The following is a 25,776-nucleotide window of genomic DNA, read 5'->3' as shown; positions in this document are numbered from 1 at the left end:
TTATAGGTTTTATGAATTTAATTTATAAACAGTAATAGCTTCACCAGATATCTTGAATTTACTACTTAGGAGCCTCTTTATTTTGTTTCCTTGTTCACCTTGCATAATATTTTTTTTAGATGCATTTACACTTTTTGTATTAATTTCTATGTTTTCTATCTTTTTAACCCCTTTTTCCACTATTCCAATTTCAACCGTATTAATCTTAAATGTTTGATTTTTACTATCGTAAACAATCTCTATATCAGCATTATACTTATTCTCTGGATATTCCTCTTCTAAGTTTATAATGCATTCATTCTCTAAATTTTTTTTAAAATTTTCTGTTGTATTAATTATGTTAATATCTTTATACTTTTTAATACCCTTTTGGGGATTACTACCCTCCATGTAAGTTGTTGCTTTACTTGAATAAGAGTTAAAATCAAAGTCCTTATCAAAAATCTTCATTATGGGATTTATAATTACCACGATTAACATCAGTCCTAATACAAATTTAGCATATTTTTTCATGCTATTGTCTGGCAAAATCATCTCCACTGCAGTAATAAAAAATATAGCAATGGTAATGTTTGTTACCCAGACTTTTAATCCTTCTATCAAATTATCACCACCTCCTTTATGAATAAATTTATATATGATAGTAACCACTTTATTGATTATTAGCTTATTATGCCTTTCCCAGTTGAAGCTACTATTGCAACCATTATGAAAAACATTACACTTACTGATATTACACAGGACATTAAAAGAAGAATAGAATCACCTACTGAATTCATACAATCTACTGTACGGCCATCACTTATTGGTTCAATTAATGCAGCTGCTACTTTATATAAAAATGCCATAATTAACAGTTTTATAATAGGGAATAAAACAATTACTATAATAATAACTAAACCTAACCCACTTATAGCATTTTTTAAAAGAAGTGAGTATCCGGCTACTGTTGAAATCGCATCAGATAAACATTTTCCAACTACAGGTATAAAATTATCTACTGCAAACTTTGCTGTTTTTATAGTAACTTGATCTATGGTTTTTGCTGCTATACTTCTTAAAGTAATTACCCCAATAAATACTGTCATCACTATTCCTTGTGACCAAATAGCAATTTGCTTAAAAAGCTTTGTTAAATTATTTATCTTATAATCACTGGATATGTTCTTAACAAATTGAAGAACAAAGCTCATAAATATTATAGGAATGATCATATCTACATAAATTCTAGAACTTAGGGTAGCAAAACCCATTATTATAGGATCTAGTAAGGTTGCTTCTGCAAATCCTCCCACGCTAGCTAGGAGCATCATTAGTACTGGCATAAGTGCCGCCATAAAATCTGTCATATTAAGAATAGTACTTTTAGCCAGTTCTACTACTATATAAAAGCTTTTAGTTATCATCACGATCATTACACCATAACACGCAAAATAAGCGATATTAGATAAACCCTCTTTATTAAAGGCACTTTGAAGATTATTAAGTAACGCACAAATAATCGCAATAATCATAAGACTACCTATTAACTCCATTGATGCAACTACTTCTTTAAATGTGAATCTAATAACGTAATTAGAGGTTTCTTTAAAACTAAAACCATTTTCACCAGTTTTTATAAATTGTTCTACAAAAGTTCGTGGGTCCATATCATTAAATATTTCATATTTTGTTTTTATGTTAGTAATATACTCATATAAATTGCTTATTTCTTTTTCTTCTTTTTCTCCTAGTTTACCTGGTTGTGTGGCTTGTACACCAATAGGCAAACATATTAAAAATAGTAAAATTATTATTATTTTTTTCATATTATACCTCTGCATTAAAATTAGTAATATTTTTTTCATACTATACCTCTACATTATTTTCAAAATAGATTGCATTACTGCCATCAAAATAGGAATCGCCAAAACTAAAATTAATATCTTCCCAGAAAATTCCACTTTAGTTGCAATGCTATTCTCACCAGCATCCCTGCAAATTTCACTACAAAAGGAAGCTAAATAGGCAATGCCCAGTATTTTAAAAACTGTGTTTAAATACACAACATCAATATTGGCCTTATTTGCTAATGTTTGCAAAAAACCCATTATTATTGTAAGTTTGTTTATCATAAATAAAAAAATTAATATTCCGGCTGCAATGCTAACTTGAATAGCTAAATCATCCCTTCTACCTTTAAATATAAGTACAATAAATAATGCTGTGAAAGCAAATGCAACAATTTTAATTATTTCCATTATATCCTCCTAAAACTGAAACAAAGTTTTTACAGAAGCAAATAGCTTGTTTACTAAATTTATCACCATTATAAGGAGTAGAATTACTCCTGCTAAATTTGCAACTACAGCAATGTCCTCCTTGCCGCCACTTTTTAAAACCTTATCAATAATAATGATTAGAATACCTGTTGCCCCTATTTTGAACAGCAAACCAACATCTAACACTTAAAAACCTCCTCCCTATATTAATACTATTACCAGCATCGCTCCAAAAGAAAATCCTAAATATCTGTACATTTTTATATTTTTGTTCATAAATTCTTCTGATATTTTAATTTGTTTTTTTAAATTTACTATAGTCAAAGAAAAAATATTATTTTGCCCTTCAATATCAGATTCTCCTAAGGTTTTAGTTAAATCTAAAATAACATTTATGTCATCAGAGTTTAAATATAATCTATTTTTCATTAAGTTTACTGCACTATTCGTGGCCTCATATACATTCTCATATTCATTGTCAGATAGTAATTCACTGGTTTTATTAAAAAGTTCCTTTATAGGCTCTTTACTTTTGTGTGCTATATTTTTAAAAGCATCTGGCAAAAGAGCATGTACATAAGTTATTTCATTTTGAAGTTGATAAACTGCCCTTTGAACTTCATTTAACTGAAAAACTCTATACTTTAATCTTTCACTGTATATAAATCCTGCCATAGTTGAAGCACCTAATATTACAGCACATCCAATTATTTTAATCATATTATGACCTCCATATATCTTTACCCTTAGTAAAATCATAAATACACTCTATTGTTCCAATTCCTTTTTTATTACTAAGAACTATAGCTCTTGAAAATACGTAATTTTCAACAATCTCTTTAAACACTAATCTTTTATACAAATCCTCAATTCCAAACCCATGAATAGTTGTAATTAAACTAATTCCAGAATTTAATGCCATTAAAATGCTCTCCATATCATTTTGGGTGCCAATTTCATCACAAACTATAACATCAGGTGACATGCTTCTAATTGCCATCATAATTCCTTGGCTCTTTGGACAATTATCTAACACATCCGAACGCACTCCCACGTCCATTTGCGGTATTCCTTTAAACGAACCAGCTATTTCTGATCGTTCATCAATTATAGAAACATTTTTACCGTTAAAGTTTTTGTTTTTATCCCCCTGCGATATTTGCCTCGAAATATCTCTAAGTAGAGTTGTTTTACCACATTTAGGAGGAGATATAATAATTGTATTGTGTACTGAATTATTATAAGTAATATAAGGCATCACTTTATCAGCACAACCGATAATTTCTTTACATGCTCTTATGTTTATAGATGAAATGTCTTTAATAGTTTTAATGCTATTGTTTTCAATAACACAAATCCCACATAGTCCAACTCTATGTCCACCTTTTATAGTTATATATCCTTGCCTAATCTCATCTTCAAAAGCATATATTGAGTAATTGCTTATCCTCTGCATTATGTATTTTATATCTTCTGGAGTTGCGATATAATCCCAGATTTCTTCTTTACCTCCAATGTGAATAAACAGAGGCTTGTTTACTTTTATTCTAATTTCTTCAAGTTGCTGCAAATTATCAATCTGTTCCACTTTACTTCTAATAGTCTTAGGTAATATTTCAAATAAATCTTTTGTAGCCAACATTTTTCTCACCCTCTCATATATAATTTGTATTTTACCACCTCGTAAAATATTCCATATAATCGAATTTTTTTAATGACATTCCATAAGGAAAGTCTTCCACCTCTATAAGTTTGAGTATAAATCGCCTTCTGAAGTTCATTAATTCATCTTTTGCAAAGCTGTGCAGCGGCCCAGGAGATGACTTAATGTGATTTAAATTAATTTAGTCATCTGAAAAAAATATATGTCTTCCCGCTCAAAAAAAGAACAAAAAAAAAGAACCAAATTGGTTCTTTTTAAATATATAATTTAAACTCTTAGCATGTAGTCGCCATTTCTAGTGTCTATTCTAATAGTTTCACCTTCATTAACGAACATTGGAACTTGAATTATTGCTCCTGTTTCCACAGTAGCGGGTTTTGTTACACTTGAAGATGTGTTACCTCTAACCCCAGGTTCAGTGCTAGTTATAACTAGTTCTACAAAGTTTGGAGCTTCTACTGAAAAAGCATCATCTTTATAAAATTTTATTATAGCAAACATATTTTCTTTTAAGTATTTTATGGCATCTTCTACTTTTTCATAATTAAGTGGTATTTGTTCAAATGTTTCCTGATCCATAAAGTAGTATAATCCTTCTGATGCATATAAATATTGCATTTCTTTTCTTTCTATAACTGCTTCTTGTAATTTTGTAGTTGGGTTAAATGTTTTTTCTGTAACCCCTTGATTAATAACGTTTCTTAATTTAGTTCTAACAAATGCAGCTCCCTTACCTGGTTTTACATGCAAAAAATCTATTACGGTGTAAACTTGTCCACCTTCATCAAATGTAGTTCCTTTTCTTATGTCTCCCGCTGATATCATTGTGTATCCCTCCAAAATTCATTAGTAATTCAATTAACCTTTATATTATAACCTTACTCGATAAATTAATACCAATTTCTATAACCACTCTAGATAAAAACATTACTGTGGAACAATGTTATTTTATCAAAACTTAATGACATTTGCAAATATAATTATATATTATTTAAAAATGTTGCATCTTTTTTATAAAAACACCATTTTGAGACCATATAGCTTCATAAAAACAAACATATCCAATTCCTTTTATAAAAAAATTAGATATGTTTATAACTTACTTATTCTTTTTAAAATCAATACTTATATTTGTAGTATTAGTATCTTTATTAATACTAATACTCTTAACCCCTAAAAAATTTTCACTTTCATTTAGAGCAGATAAAGAACTTCTCAATAATTTTATATCTCCGTTGTAATTCACTTCAACATTACATTTCTCATTTTCCATCATATTAATAGATTTCATTTCAAAATCTTTGTTTTCTATTAGACATTCCAAAATATCACTGTATCCATATTTCTCTACATTATTATCATTTTCGTCCTTTGTAATATTTGCGTTTTTTGTAACATTAAATACGACCTGTTTTTTATATGCAATAAATTTATCCTTCACAAACATAAGTTTAAAAGATAGCATTGCCATTAACATTAATAATATAGCTAATGTTCCCTTGAATTTTCTAGTTTTACACATTTTTATACCTCTAATATAACTTTGAAGTTAAAATCCCCTTCATCTTTATTATTTGGAGTTAAATTTTTTATTGAATACTTATTTTCTATATATCTTATCACATTAACATATTCCTCATAACTCTTAACTTCAATGTCTATTTCCAAACCAGCTTTAGTTATAATAATATTTTTGTAACTAAACTTGTTTTCCCCAAAAAAATCACTGAGTTCTTTGTATTTTTCTCTAGTAATTATATCAGTCTCAGCAGCTTCTACCACACTAATATTATTTTTATTTTCTTTAACTTGCTCTTGCTCTTGCTCTATAATCTTTATTTTATTGGAAATATTCAGTATAAGGAATAATAAAAAAATGTTTGCTATTAAAGTTGCTATAATACATACTTTTATTTTTTTATTTCTTATTTTATCTTTTTTATCTATGTACCAATTTGGAATGAATGTTCTTTTTACCATACATTTCTACCTCTTATTACTATGTATTTCAGCAATTCTTCCCGCTTTAACTCACCTAATATTTGATAATTTAATCCTAAATATTTAAATTCATCAATATTCAATTCCTCAATATTTGCATAATATATCTTCTCACATAGTTTTGCATAATCATTGTACTTTTCTAAAAATTTGTTCATTACATTTGAAAATTTAAATAATAGTAAGTCCTTAACACCTATAATATTATTAACCACGATTTCATCATTATGACATATTAAGAAATACAAATTGCAATTATAATAGAAAACTAGAACATAGTTTTCCATATTCATTTGGTTAGAATAATAGTTTTTAAAGCAAAACTGAATTAAGTTTACTTTTTTCAGATTAATATTATTATTAATGCTGTCTCCTAAAATATCTAATCTATTTCCATTTAGGCAAAAAACTAATATTTCCATATTGAATTTGTCTTGTTTAATCAACTTATAGGTATATGCAATATGATCTATGTCCTTATAATAATATCTTAATTCATTTTTAATCATATCATTAATTAGATATTTTTTAACTAAAGGCAATTTTACCAGCTTAATATATACTGTCTCTCCTTCAACAAGAACATATAAATTTTTATCTTTTAAATCAATTTTGAAATCTTTTATATTTAGAGTATCCTTATAATATGTATTTTCACAAGCAATCTTTACAGCTTTATTTAATATAGAGCTTTTAGAAAATTCTATGCCTGATACTCTTTGCTTTGAAACTTCTAAAATCATATTTTTTCTAAATTTCATTTTTTACCTCCTTTATTTACAAAATAATCAGATTTTATAAATATATTCAGTTTGTATAAATATAATCTGAAACTTTTCATCTATAATCTCTAATTTAAAATAATCATTTCTAGTTGTTCTATATTGGTCAAATGTTTTAATAATTAATTCATTTGTTTTTTTAGAGTAAATCGCCTTAGCTGTATCATACTCAATTATTTTATACTCTGATATGTCGCCTGTAGAATCACAAAAAACCTTAGTTGTTCCATCTGTTTTTATTTTGTCCTTATTTTCATTAATATAAGTAAAAAATAAAGTCATTAAATATTCTTTGTCTCTTTGATAATTATCCTCTTTTAATATATGTTTTTTATTACTTGCAGAATACTCCACTTCTGACATTTGAATATCAAATATATACATCATGATATTTAAGCAGATAATCCCTAACAAAATCGTATAAATCAATATGAACCCCTTTTTAGTTTGCATTTTCTATCGCTAAACACCTCTCAATACTTTGCCCGTTGTACCAAACCACTTTAATATAAAGAATTTTCCCGGATTTTATAGCCACAAATTCTTTCACATCATCAATAATTGTATTATTGCCCAAATTACTCGTTTTGTTAGAAGAAACAATAAGTTTCTCATTAAGCAGTTTTATATATTTGGGGCTACTTCCTTTGTAATAATTTATCGTAATAATATTTCCAGATGTTTCTACTTCTCTAGCATTCTGATTCACTCCTTTTTCTATTATACATATGGCATCATTCAAATAATTAAACCCCCTGTTTTGTAATATACTGCTTTTATAGCTTTTCACATAAGATATAAGCAAACTACCTACCACCCCTATCATTAGAAATGCCAATGCCATAACAACTACTATTTCTATAAGTGTAAATCCCTTTTTCTTCATTTATGGTCACCTTTATAGAAACTGCACTGTAATTCTGAAACATTGTTTAGCTTTCCAGAGTATAATGAAAGATTTAACTTATAAACCTTCTTATCTGGATCTGAAAATGTTAATTCCATATACGGACTCGAAACAGGCCGCTGATTTGAAAACACATTCCTCATATCAGTTTCACTCTTATCAAAACTTAGATTTTCTTTGTTTACGAAAAATTTCTTATCCGTTTTTAACTGCTCTAATTCTTCATATGTCATAGAGTATATAATATTGTTTTTTAAACTTTCCATTAGAAGCACATTATTATTCATAGTTTTAATATCCTTTTTCATATTTAAAGAAGCTATTTCATAGGACATCATGCAAATGAAAATGATGGAGAATACTGCGAGGCTGCACAATACCTCCACTAATGTAAATCCCCTTTTACTCAATAATTTTAATATATTCCGTACCTACTCTCACTGTAATTTTATGTTTCACTAAATTATTTTCCTTTAAGGTTATTGTGTACGCCTCCTTAATATAGCCCTCATTATCAATACCCATTTTACTTTGGTCCACATTTACATTATCTAATATTATCTTATTTGATAATGCTAGATTGTTTATCGGCACACCATCAGCATGTAACATCATTTGATTTCCTGGTATATCAAAAGTTATAACGGCACTACAAGAATTTTCTTTGCAATACATTTTTGAATTATTAATAAAACCTACTACAGCATTACAATAATAATCCGCATCTATTTTGTTTCTTATTGTTTTATAATACCTAACAGAAATAGCGCTACATCCACCAATTATACTCACAATCGATATAACAATTATCGTCTCAATTAATGTAAATCCACTCTTTTTCATCATTAAAATTTACCCGCAGAGTCCATAGCATTAAGCATAGGTAGCATAACCGCTAATATAATTGTGCCAATCATAATTCCTAAAAATATTATTAGAATTGGCTCTAATAGTACTGTGGCTTTCTCTACATTTTCCTGAGCATCTTCATAGAATATATCTGCAGCTGTTAAAAACATTTCATCTAAATTCCCCGTTTCTTCGCCTATTTTTATCATAGCCACAAAAAATTGTGGGAATAGGTTCATTGCATCTAATGAATTCGATAAACTTTCTCCTTTTTTTATATCATTAAAAACTGTTTTAAGCTTTAACTTAAAATATCTATCACCAATAACATCATCAATTATTTCAAACGCTTTAAGTAGCCCCACTCCACTGCTTAATAAAATATTAAGTCCTCTAGAAAACCTTGTATAAATAATCCTTTTATGCACCGGACCTACTATAGGACACATAAATTTAAATCTGTCAAAAATAATCTTTCCACTTTCAGTTTTAAGACATTCGATAAAAACAAAAATAAGAATTAAAAAAGTTATTAAAATCCATAATGAATTGCTACGCACAAAATTACTGAATTCTAAAACAAGTCTAGTTATTAGTGGAATATCTGCATCAAGAGAATTTAAGTTTGATATAAATACTGGGATTATCTTTATAATCAAAAACAATGATACAACCATTAATGTTAGAAATACTGTGCAGGGATAAATCATAGAATTAGTAAACTTTTTTAAGAGCTTATACTCTTTTTCATAATACTTAGACAATTCCCCTAGAATTATATCCAGTTTTCCACTCTCTTCACCCAAATAAATCATATTTAACATAAACTCAGGGTATACATTTACAGTCTTCTTCATACTTACAAATAGTGAATTACCTTTTTGTACATTTTCTCTAATGCTAATAAGACTCTTTTTTATAGATTTATGAATCATTTGCTCGTAAAGCAAATTAAGGATATCACATATTGGTATACCCGATTTAATACATATTGAGAATTGCTTGCAAAATATAGATATCATTTTTAAATTAGGTTTACTTGAAATACTAGTTATTTTTTTTATCCTCTTACTTTTTATTAAAAATATTTCTTTTTCACGTAAGCTTAATGCTAATTCGTAAGCACTGTCGCTTTCTATACTGCCCTTTATTAAAGTTCCATTTGATGTTTTAGCTGTGTATTTATATCTCATATTATATTTCACCTATCACTTGTCATACTTGACTTGTTATTATTTTCAGCTACCTTATTTTAAATTGTAGCTATAAGTAGCATTTACAAATTCTTCTATTGAGGTTACACCATTAATCACTAACTCTTTGCAACTCCCCATAAACGAACTTGATTTTTTTTCATTGCAATATCTCCAAAGCTCATCACTTATTCCACTTCTTGCTATAATAGCTTTATGGTTACTATCTAATTTTAATAATTCATATATCACAGTTCTCCCTTTATATCCAGTCTCATTGCACTTATTACATCCTAAAGCACTATATGTTTTTTCTCCGCCCTTAAATCCTAAACGCTTAGATTGCTCATAAGTAATCTCATATTCAATTTTACAATAAGGGCATAATTTTCTTACTAATCTCTGAGCTACTACCACGACTAATGAATCTGCGACTAAATATGATGGAATACCCATGTCTATCAGCCTAGATATTGAAGTATTGGCATTATTCGTGTGTAGCGTTGATAAAACTAAATGTCCCGTTATTGATGCCCTCACAGCTATTTGTGCTGTTTCTTCATCTCGTATTTCTCCAATCATTATTACATCTGGATCTTGCCTTAATACACTTCTGAGCCCATTTGAAAAAGTAAGGCCCGCTTTATTATTTACATTTACTTGATTAATTCTAGGCATATTATATTCTATAGGATCCTCTATAGTAATAATATTTTTACTTTTGCTATTAATTTCATTTAGTAGCGCATATAATGTTGTTGATTTCCCGCTTCCTGTGGGTCCCGCTACCACTATCATTCCATGGGAAAGTTTTAATGTATCCCTTAAAAGCATAACTTTATCAGGGCTAAATCCTAATGAGTCCAAATTAATGAATCTCTCTGCTTTGTATAAAACCCTTATAACTAGTTTTTCTCCATACATTGTTGGTAACGAGGATACTCTGAAATCGTAGTCTATTCCGTCTATATTTTCAGTTATCTTGCCATCTAATGGGATTAGCTTGGTAGCTATATCCATATTCGCCATTATTTTTACTCTTGTACATAAAGATTTATATACATTACTAGGAATTTGGTTTATTTCATTTAGTATTCCATCTACTCTCATGCGAATTATAGTAAAATTCTTAAAAGGCTCCAGATGAATGTCACTAGCTTCTTCATTTACAGCCTGTTTTAGTAAGGATTTTGTTATCCTTATAACAGGTGCGTTTTCAATAGAAAATGTTGAATTCCCCTCTTCATTTTTTTGCTCGGCTTCTAGCATGTATTCTTGTTTCATTTCTTCAACTGCAACATCGACAATTTGTTTTCCATAACAATTCTCGATAGCTTCCGAGATTTGGCTAGCTAGGGCAAAGAATATTTTAATCTTTTTATTTGTTATAAATTTTAGTTCATCAATAACCTTTATTTCGAAGGGATTTGAAAAAGCCACATGTACTTCATTGTTCTTATCATAAAAAGGTATTAAACAATATCTTTTTGCTATTTCTTTTGAAACTAGATTAAATGCTTTATTCTTTGTGCAAATAGATTCTAAATCAACACATGGTATGCTAAAATCATTCTCTACTATTGAAATAAGAGCATTTAAATCTATCTTTATGTCATACAGTATTATTTGTTCTTCACTACAATTTTTCTTAAGTGAAATCTCCTTTACCTCTTTATAACTCTCTGCGGTAATTAGGTTTTTATCTAATAATAACTTTAGTAAATTTTTTTTCATGTTATTTTACCTTTCCTTAATGTGTAAAATTTATAAAGCGCATCATATTTGTAATCATTGTCACTTTTGGAAATTATATTCACTTTTAAAAAAACAAATTCCATAAAAAAACAACTGCACTATTAGTAAATAGACAGTTGTATGCAAATTAATTTAGAAAAAATTTTCCGTCGAATGTAATTTCTGCAGGCCCTTCCATTAGAACCTCTTCTTTAACAATCTCTATATTAAGTAATCCACCTGGAACCTGTGCCGATACTTTTTTCTCTATATACCCTAATCTATTGGCTGCTACCACTGATGCACAGCTGCCCGTACCACAGGCGAGAGTTGGCCCTGCACCTCTTTCCCAAGTTTTAACCTTTATCATGTTTTTAGCTACTATTTCACAAAAATTTACATTTGTTTTTTCAGGAAATAAACCGTAATTCTCAATTAATTTCCCTTCCTCTACCTTATAATCTTCATGTTTCCCAAAAACAATAGTATGTGGCACACCCATAAGCAATGACGTAATATAGTACTCCTTATTGTTAATCTCTAACTTTTTATTAACTATTTCTCCCTTTTCTAAAGCTGGAATACTTTTAGTGTTAAAATTATATTTTCCCATATTTATAATTACACTTTCAGCAAATCCATCTTTAATACGTATACTTGCGAGCTTTACACCATCACCAGTTTCAATTTTTATATTTTCGCCTTGCACATATTTTTTTTCCCAAATATATTTGGCAAAGCATCTTATGCCATTACCACACATAGATGCATATGAACCATCAGCATTAATAATTATCATTTGTATATCTGCTATATTACTTTTTCTAACCATTAAAATACCATCAGCACCTATTCCAAAATGCCTATCACAAAGTTTACTAGCTAACTGCTCTAAATTGTCATATTTACCCTCAAAATCTTCAATAACAATAAAATCATTTCCCGTTCCTTGCATTTTTGTAAACTTTATAATTTCCATATAACTCCTCCTCTTTGCTATCCGCATACCATGACTTTTCAATAATTTTCTTTAATGGTATACTATTAATAGTAATACATCTTAATAATAGTATATTATATAATGTATTATTTACAAAGCGTAAATATAAATTTATGCTGATTTAACTACATTTCAGAAGGAAAGGATGATATATATGGCATTAGATGGAATTTATTTATCTAGCCTCGTTGAGGAAATAAAAGATATAATCATAGATTGTAGAGTTGATAAAGTAACCCAACCAGAAAAAGATGAAATTATATTAAGTTTCAAAAAAAATAGAAAAGTCTATAAGTTATTAATAAGTTCAAGCTCCAATTATCCTAGAATTCATTTTACAGACTTTAATAAGCAAAACCCAATACAGGCCCCTAAATTTTGCATGGTTCTAAGAAAATATTTAAATACTGCCACAGTTCTAGATGTAAGACAACTAAATTCAGATAGATTACTAGTTATTGACTTTAAAAGCAGCGATGAATTAGGCTTTGATAGTGTATACTCATTAATAATTGAAATAATGGGTAGGCACAGTAATATTAGCCTAGTTCGTACCCGAGATAATTTAATTATGGATAGCATTAAGCATGTTAGTTCAGACGTCAACAGTTATCGTGTTTTATACACAGGTGTAGAATATATATACCCTCCCACTTCCACAAAACTAGATCCTTTTAATTTTGAGTATGATGAATTCTATAAATATCTAATAGATAAAAACATACCATTCGCTGAAAAATTTTTTACTGGTGCTTTTACAGGAATAAGCTCCAACTTATCATCAGAACTTGTTTATAGGTGCTATGAGGAGAATATTGTTTTTGATTTAGATCACGCTAAAAACATTTATGATTTCACTATAAGCATCTTTAAAAACATGCATGATAATATTTTTTTAGCGGCCTATGCTATGAATGATAAACTAAAAGATTTCCATTGTATAAACCTTACTTCATTAAAAGATTGTGATTTTGAAGAATTTGAGTCACCATCTATGTTAATAGAGACTTTTTATTTTAGAAAAGATAAACATGATAGATTAAATTCTAAAAGCTCAAACCTTCAAAAAATAGTTAATAACAATATTAATCGTTGTGATAAAAAAGTGAAAATACTAAACGCGACCTTAAATGACTGTAAAACTAAAGGCACCTATAAATTACATGGTGAACTCTTAACTGCAAATATACACTCCCTTAAAAAGGGTGACAAAGTCGCTAATCTTTTAAATTATTACAGTGAAGATGGTGAGTACATTAAAATTAAACTTGATGAAAACAAAACTCCATCGCAGAATGTTCAATACTATTACAAAAAATATAATAAATTTAAGATAGCAGAAGAAATGGGCCTAATTCAAATGACTCTCACTGAAAACGAGTTAAAATATCTTCATTCTGTACTCACTAACATACTAAATGTAGAAAATTATAATGGAATTGAAGATATTAAAAATGAATTAATAGAAACTGACTATATTACATTAAAAAAACACAGTAAAGGTAAAAATAGAAGGGCAAAGCCGACCAAACCTATGCACTTCATCTCAAGTGAAGGTATTGATATTTATGTTGGTAGAAATAATATTCAAAATGATTTTTTAACTTTAAAACTTGCCAATAAAAACGATATGTGGCTTCACACAAAGGATATACCTGGTTCTCATGTTATTATTAAAAACATTGGTGATATACCTGAAAACACCCTCTTAGAAGCTGGAAACTTATCAGCATTTTATAGTAAATCCCAAAATTCCTCTAGTGTACCTGTTGATTATACCCAGGTGAGAAATGTAAAGAAACCTTCTGGTTCAAAACCTGGTATGGTTATTTACTCTACAAATAAAACTATGTATATAACCCCTATAGAAAGTACTTTAGAAAGAGTTGAATAAGTAAAAAAAGTATATATTACGCGTATTGCAATACGATTAATGCATTCACTTCGCTAAGAACTACTAATCTTAGTTTTAATTAATCTGCTAAAAACATAAACTCGCTGTCGCTCAAGCATATGTTTTCATAACGCATCTTAATTAAAACTAAAATAAGAAGTTCTAAAGCTTGCTCAATTGAATTATACGTAATATATACTTTTTTTGCGCATAAAAATATTTGCATTCATCTTTCCAACCCATAAAAAATATACAATAAATTGGTGACAAATTCTAACTATTATTATATATATGAATACATGTAATCATAATACTGTGTAAAATTGACTTGTTATTTATTTTAATATACCATGCAGTTATATTAAATACTAGAAAGTGAATTTACACCCGGTAACAGCTACCATATTATTACCCCCAGTAGCGTATGTGTTGGAAATTGGAATGAAATTGAATATAATAGAATAGGATGATATGCGTAAAACTAATGTTTAGTCTAAAACCATAAAGAAAAATGAAAGGATGGATAAAAAGCATGAAACGTATTTTTATTTTTACATTAATTACAGGCTTATTAATTATAGGCTCACTAATATTGATTTTCAAACCTTATGATGATGAATACACGGGATTAGATAACCATGTAAGTATTAATTCAAATGATGAAAGAATAGCATTTTCTTATTATAAAAATGGGTCAGCATCAATATATACAACAAAAACGGATGGAACAAATTTAATTAAGTTAGCAACCGCGAAGAAGCAATATTCACATTTATCTCCTATTTATTCTTCAGATGATTCTAAAATTTTTTATATAAAAACGCCTAATAATAAAAAGAAGCTAATGTCATCTATATGTGTTATGAATGAAAACGGGAAAAATGACCATAAGATTTTAGAAGTAGATGGCTTAATCACGGAAATTATTTTGTCCACTAATAATCAAAAAATATTTATTTTAAAAGCAAGGACTTATAAACATTATTCACCTATAGCTTCAACTGCTCCACATGAATATGATATTTTCTCTGTTGACATAAACGGAAAGAACTTAAAGCAACTTACCTTTATTAAAGAGTATCAACTAAAAAATTTAAATATCACAAAAGATGGAAACACTTTAATCTTTAACAGGTCTGATGAAGTAGGAAATAACATTTCCACAATTTCATTAAATGCTTTAAACAATCCAATTTCAATTCTATCCATAAAAGATTATGGAACAATTGAAAAAAATGACACAATTGGCGATATAAAATTATCACCCGATAATAATTCTATTGCTTTTTCAGCTGTCGCTAAAAGTCTTAGCCCCTTTGAATATGAACTATATACTATGGATATTAAAACGAGAAGAGCTAAACAATTAACTAGTCTAAGATTATCTGCAAATAGTCCTACTTATTATCATAAGAGCGATAAACTTTTATTTTTTAAGTATACAAACTGGCCTGATGTATCTCCTGCATACGAACTATATTTAATTAATACAGATGGTACTAATATGAATAAAATTAGTATAGATATACCGTTAACTACCCATGACTAAAGTCACTAGTAGTTAACGGTATAAAGGCAATAACTGTGCCTTACTGAAAATTCAATACCTTATATTGATAAAACAGAATATATATCGTGGGGTTTTCTGCTTTTGTGACCTGAATATTTTTGAGCTTAGTTTACTATATCGACCTAAAATACTCAACAAAATGCTTTTAATATACCTAAGTTCACTTTCCAAAATAAAAACCGGAACTTCTAATTTAAAGATTGGTTTAGCTATTACCATATTTAGAAATTGAGTTTTCAGTACAGGACAGTTATGTTTTTCATCTCCCTATTGAGGATTAGTTTGTAACTCTGCTTGTATAGGTAAATTTTCTTTTAGAATAGTAATAACTTTATCGTAATCACTCTTTTTAAAATGAAATGTCTGCTCCATAAACCCACCTACTAACTTAACCTTTATATCATTTGAACTAATTACCATAACTTTTTCAATTTCATTCCATAATATACTCTCTTTACATCTATTCATTGATATGAACCCTTTTGAGTTAATTCCTTCTTTAATCCACATGCTTACAAACATAAAAATAGCTAGTACCCCTGTTACATAATGAACCCAGGTATTCGCATAAAAATATATAATGCCTATGAAAATAATCACACCAAATAATACAGTAATAATTTCTACATACCCTTTTCTTGTTGGCATTATTAATGCTTTCATATCTCTTAACTGTTTTAAAATAATCACAATAAAAAATAATGGAATAATAATATTAATAATACTCATAAAAACTCTCTCCTTCGCAAATAATTTTAGTTGTTAATACTAAATATATTTTTTTATTTAGGTCTAATACCATAAAATAACATTTTATGATGTGTTTTGTTTCCGTATTCAACATTAAATCATCGTTAAACCCAGCATTTTTTTGAAATTATATAACTACTTTTCTAATCCATTCAACGAACTTTAAGTCAAAAGATAAGACAAGTGATATATGTATATATCACTTGTCTTATCTTCATTTAGAAATTCTTCTTTTGCTAATATAAAATTCTCATGAACCTTACAATAAATGGAGTGCGAACGTCAGAAAATTTTATATTCGCAAAAGATTAGAATTTATTGATTGAATTTCACGTTTTGAGTCTTATTTCAAGGCACGTAGGAGAATTTCCATACGGCTACACTCTTAGTCTTCCTTTTTTTTCCTAGGTATCTCTTTTATATATTGATAATAATAACATAGTAATCTTCCATTATACAATTTCCTATTTTTATCTGCTTTCTTTCCAAAGTCCCTCTGAAACTCACGGTTAGCTGTTATAACAAAGCAAGACCATTCATTTAAGCTTGAATACATTTCTCCAAGATCAACATGCAGTCTTTTTACTTCTTCTGCTTCACCTAATCTTTCTCCATATGGTGGGTTTGTTATTATAACTCCATATTTCTGCCTAGACGCAAAACTTTGCATTGGTATTTTTTGAAATTTTATAAAATCCTTGACTCCTGCTTTCTCCGCATTGTCAATTGCTGTCTTTAATAGTCTTCCATCAATATCAGAAGCTAGTATATCAACTTCATTAGGACTTACAGTTTTTCTTGCACCTTCCCTAACTTGCTTCCAAATATCACTCTCTATATTAGGCCAAGTTTCACTTACAAATTTTCTATTTATCCCTGGGGCAATATTTTTAGCTATAAGAGCTGCTTCTATTGCAATTGTTCCCGAACCACAAAGCGGGTCAGCTAAAACTCTTGAGCTATCCCATTTACTTATTAACACAAGGGCTGCAGCTAAAGTTTCTTTTAGTGGTGCGTCACCAGCATATTCTCTATATCCTCTCTTATGTAATCCCGCACCCGAAGTATCTACTGATAAAGTTACTACGTCTCTTAAGATTGCAACCTCTATCTTATACTCAGGTCCTTCTTCTGAAAACCACTCTTTATCATATTTTTTCTTCATAGACTCAACTACCGCTTTTTTTACTATGCCTTGACAATCTGGCACACTGTGGAGTTGTGATTTTACAGATTTACCTACGATATGCATATTGCCGTCTTCTGGTATTAAATTACCCCAATCGACTGCGAGTGTTCCTTGAAATAAGTCTTCAAAAGACAATGCCTTAAATTCAGCCATCTTTATAAAAAGTCTTTCTGCTGTTCTTAGCCAAGTATTGCATATAGCAATATCCATTTCATCCCCTTCAAAGGTTACCCTTCCATTTTCAACCTTTAAATCTTCGTATCCAAGTGCCTTTAGTTCCTTTGCTGTAACCGCTTCTATTCCAAAAGTAGTAGTGGCAATTAAAGTATACATCATATATTATCTCTCCCATTTCTTCTTACGTTATTTCTCGTATCTCTCTTATATTATAATATCTCTATTTGTTAGTATTGTCTAGAATTTTTAAATTAAGCACATTGAAATAAAAGTGCCTGAACTACTCTGGCACTTTTGTTTGAAAACCTTATTAATCATCACCTGCGGTGCTGCACAGCTTCGCAGAAGATGAATTGACGGCTTCAGAAGGAGATTTACCCCTTTGTAGCCCTCTGGAGCAGATAACAATTCTCAATTGTTATCCCCCCACTGAAATTTTATTTTTGCTAGAGTAATTAACTCCCATTTATAGAAGTGGGATACCTTCCCTTTGAAATGTCGTTAATTATCTCCTGACTTACTATTTTCAGGTAAAACTAAGTTCAATATTATACCCACTAAAGTTGCTAAAGCCACTCCTGCAATTTCTACCTCTGCCCCTGCTAATGGAAACTTAATGCCGCCTCCACCAATACCTAAAACTATTATTACTGAAGCAATTATCAGATTTCTCTTTTTACTAAAATCAACTTTATCTTCTACAAAAATTCTAAAACCAGAGGATGCAATTATTCCAAATAACATTACACTAACTCCCCCAATTACAGGTAGTGGAATATTTCCTATTACCGCAGATACTGGTCCTATGAATGATAATATAATTGCGATGATAGCGGCTCCTCCAATTACCCAAACACTATAAACCTTTGTGATTGCCATAACTCCTATGTTTTCACCATAAGTCGTATTAGGAGGACCACCTACAAACCCAGCAAACATGGTAGCAACACCGTCCCCAAGGATTGATCTATGAAGCCCCGGATCTTTTGCGAAGTCTTTTCCGCAAACATTACTTGTAACATATACATGACCAATATGTTCAGCGAGTGTTACGAAAGATACTGGGGCAATAAGCATAATAGCATTTATGTTAAAGGAAGGCATAACAAAACTTGGTAATGTAATAAATTTTGCAGACCATATTTCCTTTAAAACTTCACTCGGAATTACTCCTAAAAATACAGAAAGTGTATATCCTACTACCATTGCAATCAAAATTGGTACTACCCCGAAAAATCCTTTAAAATACATAGTACCCATTATTGCTATGACAAGTGTTGCCATTGATATAAATACCCATGTACCTCTAGATACACCCTCAAGTGCTGAGGTTGTAAATGATGCATTAAGACCCGACCAATCTATTGCTACGCTAGCTAAGCTAAGTCCTATTACAATTACAACGGAACCTACCACAACTGGGGGCAGTACTCTATCTAGCCATTTGGTTCCTGCAAGTTTAATAATTAAAGCTACAATTACATATACAAACCCTGCTGCAATAATGCCCGACAACATAGAACTTTGTCCATATAACTTTGTTGCAACTGACATCGGTCCTATAAATGCAAAAGATGATCCTACATATGCTGGAAGCCTAGCTTTTGTACATAAAATATACAATAGTGTTCCCACACCACTGCAGAATAGCGCAATTGATGGGCTAAGACCTGTTAACATTGGTACAAGTATAGTCGCACCCACCATAGCAAATAAGTGTTGGCAACTTAATGGGATAGTCTTTATTATAGGTAATTTTTCATCAACATCTACAAAATTTTTCATTTAGTTCCCCTTTTAGTCTCGCTAGACTATATTAAAAGATTATTTATCTTCTTCGAAGCTATGCATCTTCTTCGAAGCTATAGTTCAAATATGCTTACTGAATCTTTCCCATCAATTTCTAAAAGTTCAACAGAAATAATTTCTTTACCTGAAGTAGGTATATTTTTTCCTACATAATCTGCCCTAATAGGTAGTTCTCTATGTCCTCTATCTACTAAAACAGCTAATTGTATCATTTGAGGTCTACCTTTATCTATTATGGCATCAATAGCAGCTCTTGCAGTTCTTCCAGTATACAGAACATCATCTACTAAAATGATTTTTTTACCTATTACATCTATGCCCAAGTCTACATTATTTAATACTGGCTGATTGTCTATTGATGTAAGATCGTCTCTATATAAAGTAATGTCGACACTGCTTACTGGAATTTTAATTTCCTCAAACTGTTCTATTAAAAGAGCAATTCTTTCTGCAATTGGTACTCCTCGTCTTTTAATTCCTACAAGCATAATGTTTTCTGTTCCTTTGTTTTTTTCAATAATTTCATGTGCTACCCTTGTCAATGTTCTTTTTATGGCTTTTTCATCTAACAGCACTGATTTAAATTCCATAACCTAGCCTCCTACTTAATAGTATTATTTCTTTTAATGAGCTTAATATAAAAAAGCCTTCACCAAAAGGTAAAGGCATACTATACTTGAATAATAGTATTACTATCTTTATCCTTATGATCTCTCTGGAACATTTAAAGGGATAAATATTATATTAATAACACAATACACCTGACATATGATATTGTATTTCCACCATAATATCACATGTTATGCGCTATTTCAACTATTTTTCAACTTAGTAATCAGTTTTTCAAAATAACTTGGAAGGGGTGAAATAAATTCCATGTATTCATTAGTACTTGGGTGTATAAATCCAAGTTTTTTCGCATGAAGAGCTTGCCCTTTTAAATTAAAGCTCTGCTTTTTATAACCATATATCAAATCGCCAACTAAAGGATGTCCTATCCTTGCCATATGTACTCTTATTTGATGAGTTCGCCCTGTCTCTAAGTTACATTCTACTAATGTATTACTATCAAATCTTTCTATTACTTTAAAATGAGTAACAGCCTTCTTACCACTTTCAACTACTGCCATTTTTATCCTATCTTTAGGGTGTCTTCCGATCGGTTCATCTATTGTGCCTATATCATTTTTAATTATACCTTCTACAAGAGCTAAATAACTTCTTGTCATTGAATGATCTTTAAGCTGTGCTGCAAGAGAATTATGGGCGTTATCATTTTTAGCTACCACTAATGCTCCAGATGTGTCCTTATCAATCCTATGAACTATCCCTGGTCTAAGCACACCATTGATGCCTGATAGATCTGTGCAATGATTTAAGAGTGCATTAACCAAGGTACCACTATAATTGCCTGGTGCAGGGTGAACAACCATATCCTGTGGTTTATTAATTACAATTACGTCACTATCTTCATATAAAACGTCCAAGTGTATTTCTTCTGCTTTTACGTCTAACTCTACGGGATCTGGAATACCTAATGTAATTAATTCATCTAGTTTTAATTTATAATTACTTTTTCTGCATTTTTCATTAACAGCCGCATTTTCACCTTCAATTATTCCTTGAATATACGATCTAGATTTATTTTCAAACTTACTAGAAACAAAAACATCTAATCTTGTACCAACTGAACTTTCATCAACTTTAAACTCATATCTGTCCATTTATACCTCTTCCTTTACTATAGAAATTGCCAAAATCGCGGTTCCCACAACTACTAACATATCAGCTATGTTAAATGTTGGGAAGTAATATACCTCTTTATAATGAATTAAAATAAAGTCTACTACATATTTATAAAATACCCTATCATATAAATTTCCTAGTGCTCCACTTATAATAAAAGCAAAGCTTATCCTTAAAAATTTCGATTTTGGCTTGTACTTAATAATATAATATATCATACCTGATATAATAAGTAACGTGACTAAAGCTAACAATATCAATTTATTTTGCAAAATCCCAAAAGCCGCTCCTCTATTCTCTAAATATTCAAATCTAAAAAAGTCTTTAATTAATACAACTCCATTTTTTTCTCTCAAAGAACTTAGTGCCCAAACTTTGGCTAATCTGTCCAATATAAGCCCTAAGAAAATAATTAATGCCTCCATACCCTTCCTCCTATTTAATATAAAAAAGAAAAGTACATATTGCTACAAATGTAGTTTTAAACTAAAATTTCTTTGCAATATATACTTTTTTAGTCTGCCTAAATTAATCTGGTAACTGATTTTTATATTGCTCATTGCTTATTTTCTCTATAGGTTCAACATAACCGTCGTCGTCGTCATCATAAAACTCAGATATATTTTCTAATTTATTAAAACGTTCTACTGTTTGGTAAGTATCTTCAGCATCAATACCTACTTCACCGCTATTACTGTATCTAAAGGGTATCCCAAGTACATCTTCCTCAACGCATCTATTGTTTTGTTCTGCTGGCTTGTTATTATCTATGGATTTTTGACATAACACACAGTTTTCTGCGTATGGTGTAAATTCTAACCGTTCGTCACTTATATCGATGCCACAACTCTTGCATTTACCATAGGTATGATTTTCAATGCTTTTTAAAGCATCTTCAATTTTTTTGATAGTTGACATCTCATTTCCCTTAAGTGCGAGCCCCTTTTCCTTATCAAATAATTCAGATGCAGTATCAGATGGGTGATTGTCATAAAAAGACAACTCAGTTGCCATCTCACTGTTAGAATCTATAACTCCATTTTGTTTCATTTGATTAATAATATCAAGGACCCGCACCTGTTCACTTATTAATTTTTCTTTAAAATATTGTATTTTATTCTTTTCCATGATAACAACTCCTCTAGTTTTAATATAGTCGTAATATTAAACAAATAAAACTTCTATATGCTTATGTTTTCTCATGGAAAGAATTTTATTACACTTATTTAATAATAATTAATTTTTTTTAAATAAGTTTCAACATATTATTTAAAATGTTTGTAGAATTCTCCACAGCAATATCTTTAAATTCATCATACTCCATATGAGCCCCATTACTTGCATTGTCCGATATCGATCTAATAACAATAAATGGAATCTCATTTAAAAAGCACACCTGAGCAATACTTGCTCCTTCCATTTCACAAGCCAAACATTCAAATTCAGAATTAAGCCAATTTATTTTAGAAGCTTCTGCAATAAATTGATCTCCTGACACAATTCTTCCAGTAAAATACTTATGTCCTTTTATATCCTTACATGCTTCTTTCGCATATTGAATTAGTGTCTTATCACATTTGAAATCAAAAGTATCTAATCTTGGAATCTGTCCCTTTTTTTCACCAAATGCAGACACATCCATATCATGTTGTACTAAATTTTCACCTATTACAACATCACCCGGATATATATTATCGACAGTCCCACCTGCAATACCAACATTTATAATATAATCCACATTAAAATCATCAATTAATATTTGAGTACACACCGCAGCATTTACTTTGCCAATACCACTAGTAACTATAACTACATTTTTACTATGTATAACCCCAAGCCTAAATTCCATTCCGGCCTTCACATCTTTTCTTTTAAAATCCATATCCCTAACTAAAAATTCAACTTCTTCTTTCATTGCTCCAATAATACCTATATTCATTTTTCTATTCCTCCTTAAAATATCTAGTGTAGTACACGCTACACTCATTCGATTTAGCTGTTTCGTTACATAAAAAATCTCACCCAGTGAGTGAGATTTCTATGTTTTACCCTTTTGCAAAAAATGTTTTTATTTCTTCTATATCATTGCTATTAAACTCTTTTTCGTGAATGTTTTTGAGTGTTACATCAGAATATTTTAACGAAACATCTGTTTCACTATCGCTTATATTATCATTATTTTCATAAACTTCATTACCCAAATTGTAATTTCTAAAATAGTCATTTTCTAAGCCTTCAAACATCTCAAATTGACAATTCATAAAATTTCTAAATTTCGTTCTAAACTTTGCAAATTCTTGCTTAGTTATTTCATATTCATCATTTATCTTAAGTACATCATTATGAGCCTTATCTATCAATCTTTGAGAAGAGTCATTTGCATTTTTAATAACCAATTCCGCTTCCTTTTGAGCGCAAAACTTTGCTTGTTCTGCTGCATTTTGAGCTAATACTAATGTATTTTGAATTGTAGATTCTATTTTAACATGATGCTCTAATTTTTCTTCTAAAAAGTTCTTTTTTTCTTTTAAAGTTGAATTCTCTTTATACATAATTTCATATTCTTCAGATACCTTATCTAAAAATTCATCGACTTCATCAGCATTGTATCCCCTTAAGCCTTTTTTAAACTCTTTATTGTTAATATCCATAGATGTTATTCTCATCTTGCTCCCCCTCAACTAAATATATTGCTTTATTGCAACTTTTAAACGATCCTTTTGAGTGACTCCTCTAATATCTGCAATTTTTAGCTTTCCATATCCCCTAATTGTTAAAGTATCATTGCTTTTGATAACCTTATCTTTTTTTAAACACTGAAAGTAATTCACTAATATTTTACCTGAAGATATTAGTGCAACTGAATTATTTCTTGAAATATTACATATAGCTGAAACCATACTATCAAGGCGAAGTGACGTAGATATAATGATTTTTTCTTGGAATTTTCTCTCTGGAAGGCCCTGTAATTTATAATCATATTCACTAACTTCACATGGACAATTTCCTATATTATTCAAACTATTAATTATGTAATTACTAATGTCACTAGTAACTGGTGCATAACATATTGCATCTTGAATTATTAAGTCACCTAGTTTTTCTCGATTAATTCCTAGAGACATTATTGCACCTAAATAATCCTTATGATCTAATTTGTTAAATTTGGATTTGTTGATTATTTTCAATAAATTTATAGGATATTCTTCAGGTTCTCCGCCAATTGAAAATGATAACATTCTCCTGTCAGCCTCTTTAAATATACCATTAGTGAATGCTTTTGTTTTATAATTTTCGCATATAGCGGAAGTTTGATTCCATATAGCTGGAGTTATAAAATCATTAGTAAATATGATTTTATTTGTCTTTTCAGCTATTTGCATTTTATTAAATATATTAGAAATTAAATTTTTATCATAACAATCTATACTATTAAGAAATTCTTTTTTGTCCATTTAAATCCTACCTTACTAAATTATTCACAGTATAATATACACAATTTTTCTTAAAATCATCAAAATAACAAGTGCAATTATTGGTGAAAAATCTACCATTGTATTACTAAAATATTTCTCTTGAACTTTTCTACCTGGCTCTAATAGAGGTCCAGTGATTTTATGTAATAATTCTATATATTGGTTTGACCTCCCCCTATAAACCCAAGACAAACCAACTTCTATGATAATTGCATACTCTAACACATTAAAAATCATTCCAATTAATCTATACAAGTTTTATAACCTCCTGAACTTCTCAAATGATAACAACAATTATTCATTGCTCCCCTTAAAATGCTTTCATTTTATTTATTCCAATTAAAAATTCCTTTTGAGCTTAGTTCATTTTTCAATGCATTATCAACTTCTACATTAGAAGGAGACATTATATACACTCCTTTTTCTACTTGCTGAAGCTCACCACTTAAAGCGTAGCATACTCCTCCAACAAAATCTAATAATCTTTGACCAGTTTTAGCCTCTAATCCATTAGTGTTAACTACTACGATTTTTCTAGCTTTTAAATTATCGCTTATGGTAGTTGCTTCATCAAAATCATCTGGCTTTATGATAACTACTTTTGTAGATGTCGAGGTATGAATATTAACTACTTTACTTTGCTTTTTGTTTGCATTCATCAATGATTCAATATCCACATTTTCCTCTTCATTCTCCATTTCTTGAACTTCATCCTCTTCTTCCTCTGCCATACCTAAAAAACCCATAACCTTATTCATTACTTTACTTGACATTT

31 protein-coding genes are annotated in these 25,776 nt (G+C 29.6%); 2 read left to right on the top strand and 29 right to left on the bottom strand.

Annotated features, from left to right (window positions below):
* Window positions 1–9: 9 nt before the first annotated feature.
* The 17 genes from spoIIIAF to dapF all read right to left on the bottom strand — a co-directional run bounded on the left by spoIIIAF (window position 10) and on the right by dapF (window position 12,360).
* Complete coding sequence (spoIIIAF, locus tag ACWJKP_RS08070; protein ID WP_165412081.1) at window positions 10–603, bottom strand: stage III sporulation protein AF; 594 nt, start codon at window positions 601–603, stop codon at window positions 10–12.
* A 59-nt stretch (window positions 604–662) separates the two neighbouring features.
* Window positions 663–1,808 (bottom strand): stage III sporulation protein AE, encoded by a 1,146-nt coding sequence (gene spoIIIAE, locus ACWJKP_RS08065; protein ID WP_165412156.1) that lies wholly within the window; start codon window positions 1,806–1,808, stop codon window positions 663–665.
* A 48-nt stretch (window positions 1,809–1,856) separates the two neighbouring features.
* On the bottom strand, window positions 1,857–2,240 hold the full coding sequence (gene spoIIIAD, locus ACWJKP_RS08060; protein ID WP_165412082.1) for a stage III sporulation protein AD: 384 nt from the start codon (window positions 2,238–2,240) through the stop codon (window positions 1,857–1,859).
* 9 nt (window positions 2,241–2,249) lie between these two features.
* The gene (gene spoIIIAC, locus ACWJKP_RS08055) at window positions 2,250–2,447 is read right to left on the bottom strand and encodes a stage III sporulation protein AC (protein WP_165412083.1); all 198 of its coding nucleotides are present in this window, start codon (window positions 2,445–2,447) and stop codon (window positions 2,250–2,252) included.
* Between the two features lie 15 nt (window positions 2,448–2,462).
* A complete protein-coding gene (gene spoIIIAB, locus ACWJKP_RS08050) occupies window positions 2,463–2,981 on the bottom strand; it encodes a stage III sporulation protein SpoIIIAB (protein WP_165412084.1) in 519 nt (172 codons plus the stop codon).
* Window position 2,982: 1 nt separating this feature from the next.
* The gene (gene spoIIIAA, locus ACWJKP_RS08045) at window positions 2,983–3,900 is read right to left on the bottom strand and encodes a stage III sporulation protein AA (RefSeq protein WP_165412157.1); all 918 of its coding nucleotides are present in this window, start codon (window positions 3,898–3,900) and stop codon (window positions 2,983–2,985) included.
* A 291-nt stretch (window positions 3,901–4,191) separates the two neighbouring features.
* On the bottom strand, window positions 4,192–4,749 hold the full coding sequence (efp, locus tag ACWJKP_RS08040; protein WP_165412085.1) for an elongation factor P: 558 nt from the start codon (window positions 4,747–4,749) through the stop codon (window positions 4,192–4,194).
* 274 nt (window positions 4,750–5,023) lie between these two features.
* On the bottom strand, window positions 5,024–5,446 hold the full coding sequence (locus tag ACWJKP_RS08035) for a hypothetical protein (RefSeq protein ID WP_165412086.1): 423 nt from the start codon (window positions 5,444–5,446) through the stop codon (window positions 5,024–5,026).
* Between the two features lie 2 nt (window positions 5,447–5,448).
* Entirely contained in the window at window positions 5,449–5,904 is a 456-nt protein-coding gene (locus ACWJKP_RS08030) for a hypothetical protein (protein ID WP_165412087.1), read from the bottom strand.
* The gene (locus ACWJKP_RS08025) at window positions 5,898–6,686 is read right to left on the bottom strand and encodes a hypothetical protein (RefSeq protein ID WP_165412088.1); all 789 of its coding nucleotides are present in this window, start codon (window positions 6,684–6,686) and stop codon (window positions 5,898–5,900) included. The genes ACWJKP_RS08030 and ACWJKP_RS08025 overlap by 7 nt, the downstream gene beginning before the upstream one ends.
* A 27-nt stretch (window positions 6,687–6,713) precedes the next feature.
* Window positions 6,714–7,136 carry a hypothetical protein gene (locus ACWJKP_RS08020; protein ID WP_165412089.1) on the bottom strand — a complete coding sequence of 141 codons (423 nt, stop codon included), beginning with the start codon at window positions 7,134–7,136 and terminating at the stop codon, window positions 6,714–6,716.
* Window positions 7,137–7,149: 13 nt separating this feature from the next.
* Window positions 7,150–7,593: a type II secretion system protein gene (locus tag ACWJKP_RS08015; RefSeq protein WP_165412090.1), complete on the bottom strand. Its 444-nt coding sequence runs from the start codon at window positions 7,591–7,593 to the stop codon at window positions 7,150–7,152.
* The gene (locus ACWJKP_RS08010) at window positions 7,590–8,024 is read right to left on the bottom strand and encodes a type IV pilus modification PilV family protein (RefSeq protein WP_224578984.1); all 435 of its coding nucleotides are present in this window, start codon (window positions 8,022–8,024) and stop codon (window positions 7,590–7,592) included. The genes ACWJKP_RS08015 and ACWJKP_RS08010 overlap by 4 nt, the downstream gene beginning before the upstream one ends.
* Window positions 8,017–8,460, bottom strand: coding sequence for a prepilin-type N-terminal cleavage/methylation domain-containing protein (locus ACWJKP_RS08005; RefSeq protein ID WP_462961483.1), 444 nt, complete (start codon window positions 8,458–8,460; stop codon window positions 8,017–8,019). Before ACWJKP_RS08005 ends, ACWJKP_RS08010 begins: the two co-directional genes overlap by 8 nt.
* The gene (locus ACWJKP_RS08000; protein ID WP_165412093.1) at window positions 8,460–9,656 is read right to left on the bottom strand and encodes a type II secretion system F family protein; all 1,197 of its coding nucleotides are present in this window, start codon (window positions 9,654–9,656) and stop codon (window positions 8,460–8,462) included. Before ACWJKP_RS08000 ends, ACWJKP_RS08005 begins: the two co-directional genes overlap by 1 nt.
* A gap of 54 nt (window positions 9,657–9,710) precedes the next feature.
* Window positions 9,711–11,390 carry a GspE/PulE family protein gene (locus tag ACWJKP_RS07995; RefSeq protein WP_165412094.1) on the bottom strand — a complete coding sequence of 560 codons (1,680 nt, stop codon included), beginning with the start codon at window positions 11,388–11,390 and terminating at the stop codon, window positions 9,711–9,713.
* A gap of 148 nt (window positions 11,391–11,538) precedes the next feature.
* Window positions 11,539–12,360, bottom strand: a complete 822-nt coding sequence (gene dapF, locus ACWJKP_RS07990; protein WP_165412158.1) for a diaminopimelate epimerase — start codon at window positions 12,358–12,360, stop codon at window positions 11,539–11,541.
* Between the two features lie 184 nt (window positions 12,361–12,544).
* On the opposite strand from dapF, the gene ACWJKP_RS07985 reads away from it, so the two are divergent.
* Both ACWJKP_RS07985 and ACWJKP_RS07980 read left to right on the top strand, forming a co-directional pair.
* Window positions 12,545–14,284: an Rqc2 family fibronectin-binding protein gene (locus ACWJKP_RS07985; RefSeq protein ID WP_165412095.1), complete on the top strand. Its 1,740-nt coding sequence runs from the start codon at window positions 12,545–12,547 to the stop codon at window positions 14,282–14,284.
* A gap of 532 nt (window positions 14,285–14,816) precedes the next feature.
* Window positions 14,817–15,833: a TolB family protein gene (locus tag ACWJKP_RS07980; protein WP_165412096.1), complete on the top strand. Its 1,017-nt coding sequence runs from the start codon at window positions 14,817–14,819 to the stop codon at window positions 15,831–15,833.
* A 288-nt stretch (window positions 15,834–16,121) separates the two neighbouring features.
* Here ACWJKP_RS07980 and ACWJKP_RS07975 read toward each other — a convergent pair whose 3' ends face one another.
* The 12 genes from ACWJKP_RS07975 to ACWJKP_RS07920 form a co-directional block, all read right to left on the bottom strand.
* Complete coding sequence (locus tag ACWJKP_RS07975; protein WP_165412097.1) at window positions 16,122–16,583, bottom strand: hypothetical protein; 462 nt, start codon at window positions 16,581–16,583, stop codon at window positions 16,122–16,124.
* 406 nt (window positions 16,584–16,989) lie between these two features.
* Window positions 16,990–18,129, bottom strand: a complete 1,140-nt coding sequence (locus ACWJKP_RS07970) for a THUMP domain-containing class I SAM-dependent RNA methyltransferase (RefSeq protein WP_165412098.1) — start codon at window positions 18,127–18,129, stop codon at window positions 16,990–16,992.
* A gap of 342 nt (window positions 18,130–18,471) precedes the next feature.
* The gene (gene uraA / locus ACWJKP_RS07965; protein WP_165412099.1) at window positions 18,472–19,755 is read right to left on the bottom strand and encodes a uracil permease; all 1,284 of its coding nucleotides are present in this window, start codon (window positions 19,753–19,755) and stop codon (window positions 18,472–18,474) included.
* A gap of 77 nt (window positions 19,756–19,832) precedes the next feature.
* Window positions 19,833–20,369 carry a bifunctional pyr operon transcriptional regulator/uracil phosphoribosyltransferase PyrR gene (pyrR, locus tag ACWJKP_RS07960; RefSeq protein ID WP_165412100.1) on the bottom strand — a complete coding sequence of 179 codons (537 nt, stop codon included), beginning with the start codon at window positions 20,367–20,369 and terminating at the stop codon, window positions 19,833–19,835.
* A gap of 222 nt (window positions 20,370–20,591) precedes the next feature.
* Entirely contained in the window at window positions 20,592–21,503 is a 912-nt protein-coding gene (locus tag ACWJKP_RS07955) for an RluA family pseudouridine synthase (protein WP_165412101.1), read from the bottom strand.
* Window positions 21,504–21,950: a signal peptidase II gene (gene lspA / locus ACWJKP_RS07950; RefSeq protein ID WP_165412102.1), complete on the bottom strand. Its 447-nt coding sequence runs from the start codon at window positions 21,948–21,950 to the stop codon at window positions 21,504–21,506.
* A gap of 103 nt (window positions 21,951–22,053) precedes the next feature.
* Window positions 22,054–22,653, bottom strand: a complete 600-nt coding sequence (locus ACWJKP_RS07945) for a TraR/DksA C4-type zinc finger protein (protein ID WP_165412103.1) — start codon at window positions 22,651–22,653, stop codon at window positions 22,054–22,056.
* A 118-nt stretch (window positions 22,654–22,771) separates the two neighbouring features.
* Window positions 22,772–23,464 (bottom strand): 5'-methylthioadenosine/adenosylhomocysteine nucleosidase, encoded by a 693-nt coding sequence (locus tag ACWJKP_RS07940; protein WP_165412104.1) that lies wholly within the window; start codon window positions 23,462–23,464, stop codon window positions 22,772–22,774.
* Between the two features lie 106 nt (window positions 23,465–23,570).
* Window positions 23,571–24,191: a DivIVA domain-containing protein gene (locus tag ACWJKP_RS07935; protein WP_462961482.1), complete on the bottom strand. Its 621-nt coding sequence runs from the start codon at window positions 24,189–24,191 to the stop codon at window positions 23,571–23,573.
* A 15-nt stretch (window positions 24,192–24,206) separates the two neighbouring features.
* A complete protein-coding gene (locus ACWJKP_RS07930; protein ID WP_165412106.1) occupies window positions 24,207–24,980 on the bottom strand; it encodes a YlmH family RNA-binding protein in 774 nt (257 codons plus the stop codon).
* A gap of 24 nt (window positions 24,981–25,004) precedes the next feature.
* Entirely contained in the window at window positions 25,005–25,256 is a 252-nt protein-coding gene (locus ACWJKP_RS07925) for a YggT family protein (protein ID WP_224578986.1), read from the bottom strand.
* A 71-nt stretch (window positions 25,257–25,327) separates the two neighbouring features.
* Entirely contained in the window at window positions 25,328–25,774 is a 447-nt protein-coding gene (locus tag ACWJKP_RS07920; RefSeq protein ID WP_165412107.1) for a cell division protein SepF, read from the bottom strand.
* Window positions 25,775–25,776: the final 2 nt, after the last annotated feature.

Source organism: Clostridium sp. CM037 (genome assembly GCF_055081095.1).
Note: the sequence above shows the minus strand (reverse complement) of the source record. Positions and strands in the feature narration are given on the sequence as shown.

Bases quoted from the DNA above. Each gene is read 5' to 3' on its own strand.
- spoIIIAD (WP_165412082.1), bottom strand. From the start codon at position 2,240: ATGGAAATAATTAAAATTGTTGCATTTGCTTTCACAGCATTATTTATT.
- ACWJKP_RS07930 (WP_165412106.1), bottom strand. From the start codon at position 24,980: ATGGACAAAAAAGAATTTCTTAATAGTATAGATTGTTATGATAAAAAT.
- ACWJKP_RS07940 (WP_165412104.1), bottom strand. From the start codon at position 23,464: ATGAATATAGGTATTATTGGAGCAATGAAAGAAGAAGTTGAATTTTTA.
- ACWJKP_RS07920 (WP_165412107.1), bottom strand. From the start codon at position 25,774: ATGTCAAGTAAAGTAATGAATAAGGTTATGGGTTTTTTAGGTATGGCA.
- ACWJKP_RS08025 (WP_165412088.1), bottom strand. From the start codon at position 6,686: ATGAAATTTAGAAAAAATATGATTTTAGAAGTTTCAAAGCAAAGAGTA.
- ACWJKP_RS08035 (WP_165412086.1), bottom strand. From the start codon at position 5,446: ATGTGTAAAACTAGAAAATTCAAGGGAACATTAGCTATATTATTAATG.
- spoIIIAB (WP_165412084.1), bottom strand. From the start codon at position 2,981: ATGATTAAAATAATTGGATGTGCTGTAATATTAGGTGCTTCAACTATG.
- lspA (WP_165412102.1), bottom strand. From the start codon at position 21,950: ATGGAGGCATTAATTATTTTCTTAGGGCTTATATTGGACAGATTAGCC.
- ACWJKP_RS08000 (WP_165412093.1), bottom strand. From the start codon at position 9,656: ATGAGATATAAATACACAGCTAAAACATCAAATGGAACTTTAATAAAG.
- ACWJKP_RS07975 (WP_165412097.1), bottom strand. From the start codon at position 16,583: ATGAGTATTATTAATATTATTATTCCATTATTTTTTATTGTGATTATT.
- ACWJKP_RS08030 (WP_165412087.1), bottom strand. From the start codon at position 5,904: ATGGTAAAAAGAACATTCATTCCAAATTGGTACATAGATAAAAAAGAT.
- pyrR (WP_165412100.1), bottom strand. From the start codon at position 20,369: ATGGAATTTAAATCAGTGCTGTTAGATGAAAAAGCCATAAAAAGAACA.
- ACWJKP_RS08015 (WP_165412090.1), bottom strand. From the start codon at position 7,593: ATGAAGAAAAAGGGATTTACACTTATAGAAATAGTAGTTGTTATGGCA.
- ACWJKP_RS08005 (WP_462961483.1), bottom strand. From the start codon at position 8,460: ATGATGAAAAAGAGTGGATTTACATTAATTGAGACGATAATTGTTATA.
- spoIIIAE (WP_165412156.1), bottom strand. From the start codon at position 1,808: ATGAAAAAAATAATAATAATTTTACTATTTTTAATATGTTTGCCTATT.
- efp (WP_165412085.1), bottom strand. From the start codon at position 4,749: ATGATATCAGCGGGAGACATAAGAAAAGGAACTACATTTGATGAAGGT.
- ACWJKP_RS07985 (WP_165412095.1), top strand. From the start codon at position 12,545: ATGGCATTAGATGGAATTTATTTATCTAGCCTCGTTGAGGAAATAAAA.
- ACWJKP_RS07970 (WP_165412098.1), bottom strand. From the start codon at position 18,129: ATGATGTATACTTTAATTGCCACTACTACTTTTGGAATAGAAGCGGTT.
- ACWJKP_RS07980 (WP_165412096.1), top strand. From the start codon at position 14,817: ATGAAACGTATTTTTATTTTTACATTAATTACAGGCTTATTAATTATA.
- ACWJKP_RS07945 (WP_165412103.1), bottom strand. From the start codon at position 22,653: ATGGAAAAGAATAAAATACAATATTTTAAAGAAAAATTAATAAGTGAA.
- ACWJKP_RS07995 (WP_165412094.1), bottom strand. From the start codon at position 11,390: ATGAAAAAAAATTTACTAAAGTTATTATTAGATAAAAACCTAATTACC.
- uraA (WP_165412099.1), bottom strand. From the start codon at position 19,755: ATGAAAAATTTTGTAGATGTTGATGAAAAATTACCTATAATAAAGACT.
- ACWJKP_RS07935 (WP_462961482.1), bottom strand. From the start codon at position 24,191: ATGAGAATAACATCTATGGATATTAACAATAAAGAGTTTAAAAAAGGC.
- ACWJKP_RS07955 (WP_165412101.1), bottom strand. From the start codon at position 21,503: ATGGACAGATATGAGTTTAAAGTTGATGAAAGTTCAGTTGGTACAAGA.